The organism is Longimonas sp., from assembly GCF_040409695.1.
Lineage (GTDB): Bacteria > Bacteroidota > Rhodothermia > Rhodothermales > Salinibacteraceae > Longimonas.
The window spans coordinates 1-3,532 of record NZ_JARWGJ010000011.1; the positions used below are offsets into that span (position 1 = coordinate 1).

General features: G+C 56.9%; 1 protein-coding gene. It reads left to right on the forward strand.

The genetic code is table 11. The annotated features are described in order from the left end of the window. Positions 1-526: 526 nt before the first annotated feature. Positions 527-3,124, forward strand: a complete 2,598-nt coding sequence (locus PPP56_RS00365; RefSeq protein WP_353561622.1) for a hypothetical protein — start codon at positions 527-529, stop codon at positions 3,122-3,124. Positions 3,125-3,532: the final 408 nt, after the last annotated feature.

Genomic DNA, 3,532 nt, shown 5'->3' on the forward strand with positions numbered 1-3,532 from the left:
TTAGAGCCTGTTTGGGTTTTGGTTTGTAGGCGAGAGCGAGCAGCAATGCGGCGAAAATTGGACCTCGATGGAGGTTCGTAGCTGGGGCTACGGGCCGACACGAGGGCGCAAGCCCGACTGACGCCAGTATATCGGGGGCAATTTGCAGCTCATTGAAGCCGCTCGCAGCCCAAATTAAGAAATCAAAACAGGCTCTTAAAGCCGAACCCGCACAGCATCCCTTGCGATTACGTTTTCTAACATAGGGAGGCTGCACCACAGGTGCAATGCATTCGATATAGCAGATGGTGGAACTGGTGACACTATGCTCTTTTCTCTGCTTTGCCTACGGACCTGCCGTTCCTGCGTCCCAGAAGGGATGTCCGCATATCGCGCTCGTTTTCGCTCAAGATAAAGTAGCTCGCGCCGTATTTTTCTGGCGGATGCAAAAAATAAGCTCCACACGCTATAACCCTTATACGTTACGAGGAGGCCCATGAAGGCGGTGATACTGTATCTGACATGCGCAATATCCGTTCTTTTGTTGATGCCGCACTACAGCGCGCACTACAGCGCTTTCAGCGCAGAGATCGGCACACGCAGCGAAATCGACGATGCTCGGCCTGCGGCTCCCCTTGTATGCGACGATGTGTCTCTGCAGGCGCGCGAAGCCGAACCACTGCAGCAGGTTGCGCTCGAAGGACTTCCAGAAGGCTACAGCGGAGAGGTTATGGCTGGTATTCTAACCGGCGGTTCGTTGGTAGGCTATGCACTGGTTGACCGCGGGGCCAACGGCTCGTGGCAGCTCATCACGCCGGTGCATCCGTCCTTCACGAAAGACGGCGGCGCGGTTATGCTGCGGATTGAGGATAACATGACCGTGTGCGATCCAATCCCGTTTACCATCACAGCCATCTCGACCATAGACGCCGCGCCGCTCGACGCGCTTGTGGATGCGTTTGAATCGATCGTAGCCCAGTACGCCTCGGCCTTTGACACTTCCATCGAGGCCCTCACGCAGATGTCGCTTTCGGATGCGCCCCCCCACCTGCAGCCGCTGATCGGTGCGAGCAAGCAGATACGGGGCACAGACGGACGCACCTCAATTCGGGCTACCATGCAGCGCGACACCCTGGCTCCCGACCTTACCGACGCGCAGTGGGAGCTGCTACTCACGCTCCTCGCTCGGGCCCCGGGCTCTAACGAGGGTGCTCCGCCGCTTCGCGTTGCACCTTATCAAAATGGCGAGGCCGGACGCGACGAAGGAGCACCCGCTGAATTACAAGATGCCACTGGGGCCGTAGATGGCTTTGCACTTTCCGATTACTGGCTGGCCTCAAACACGTCAACGGCCGCACTTCCCCCCACCGCCCGCAGAACGCAAACGGCTCCGCTTCCGTCTGCAACTGCGCACCCTTCCAATGTATTCTGCCAGGGTCCTGCCTACCAGCCCTCTGCGTTTGCGCTTCAAGTGCTCCTCTCAAACTATCAGTTTGCCAACAGCATATCACGCATGATGGACCATATCGACGACTATCGCGCTGTTGCTACAGCAGGCGCTGCACTGGTTGGCGCAGTAATAGGAGGCGGAGTGGGTAGCCGTATCGGAGCCGGGCTGGTGAAGACCTCAACAAGCTTTTCTGCCTTAAACTTCTGGATTGCCTACCTGCGATCTACACTTCCTTCCACGCTGTACGGCTTTCACATCCTGGAGCATGAACCGCCTTATTTCCTTGAAGACGACGACTTTGGAGACGACGGCATGCTCACAGGACGCTGGGATGGCGCCTTTGTGTCTGCCCGAAGCGAGCCGTTCGATTTTTCGCGGGAGGCCGCCGGGATTTTCTGGTCGTATGTTGGCGGGACGCTGCTCAACAAGATAGAGAGCGGGGTCGGAAACATAGGCAACCTGACGCGTGCTCAGGAGCGCGTGATAAGCAATATAAACTTTCAGATGGCCGATGTGCTGCTTGGTGATCACCTGAACGACCTGGCTACCGATCGTCTTGAGATCCCATCATGCGAGTTTGGACCGGTAGACGTGACCGATGAGCAGTGGACGCGCTCTGAAATAACCGAAAGCACCCATATCGCACAACGTCTCGACCACCAGACCTACGCGGTGCATGCCACCGGCCAGGCTGCCCTTAACGTGTGCGTGCTCGACCGGTTGTTTGACGATCCCTCGTTGAATGCCTCTCCTGCGAGAGATACAGACGACGCAGCCTGCATTACCTACCTTGAGACCGACCTCCCTATCCATGTGCGAGCTATCGACGTACGCATTGTCACGGCCGATCAACCGAACACACGTGGCACTCGCTTATTTCCTCCGGGGAGTCGCATCAATCTCGACGGAATTGTCTCTAACGCGAATGACCCTCTTCTCGGGTGGTACATCGACCCTCCAGGGCCTCATGTGGCTGAGATATTTGGCGACGGCGAGCGGCTTTCTATTCAGACTTCGTGGGATGAGGAGGATTTTCCATTTACCGTTACAGCACAGAGCATGTCGTACACCGGGCTGCGAGCCGACCCCAATGCCCCACCACGCGAATACACGATTACTATTGACGCTGCCGAACCTGAAGCGATTGCCGAGGTGTACGATTGCAAGACCGGACGCCCTATTCAGCTTACAGAAATTGGCGCGTGTAACTTCCGCGCGCATCTCGAAGGACCGATGATCGAACATCGCGATTATCCCGACCTGCCGGCCACAGGCTGCTTCGACGGAGAGGTACGCCAGTGGCGCGTCAACCAGCACGGTGTGCTAAACATGGAATGGGGCGGTCGTACAGACGGCGGTCGGCTTATGAGCCGGTTCATCGTGCGGATAGATGAGCCTGGAATGGGTACGCTTGAAACGTCGGCCCACTATTTCGGCGGCGGGTTGCACATCCCGTACGAGTACGAAGTTCGTAGCCCAATCGGAGGGAACCGAAGCACGCGGACTGGCATGGCACTGCACAGACTTGCAGCCACCGACAGTAACGTAACCGTGTATCCGTTAGCTCACCTGGACTATTACGCGGGCACGTTCGACCTGACTATGGAAGTGAACCCTGGATCAAGACGCGGTGGCAATAGCGGCCCGTACACGCTACGCGGCATCTTTATGGCAGGCGAGTCTTGCAGCCGGTAGCGCGCTTCCTGGGCGGACTCTTCCCTGCAAAACGCGCTTTAAAACGGGCTACATCCCCGCACCGAAGCTGGTATCCGGAGCAGGCGATGCATTGCGCATTGTTTAGTGCCTTCTCTTACCCGGCTTCTACCGAGTTCTATCGGGCTCTACCGGATACATCTGTTCAGGCACGCTTATGCTCGTTGCTTGTGTCGCCTATTGGCCACGTAGCTTATCTGCCCGTTCTGCAATATGTTACTTTTGCAGCTCTATCAGCGTGTCTTTTAATCGGTAGCGGGAAGATGTTAAGTGATTGACATGTGGTTTACATCATCGCAACCCCCTCTGTCTTCAAGCTTCGCCGCAGGCGTGATCCTGTGGACATCTCCCCCTTGGCTAAGGGGGAGAAACCCGACACGAGCCCGGAGG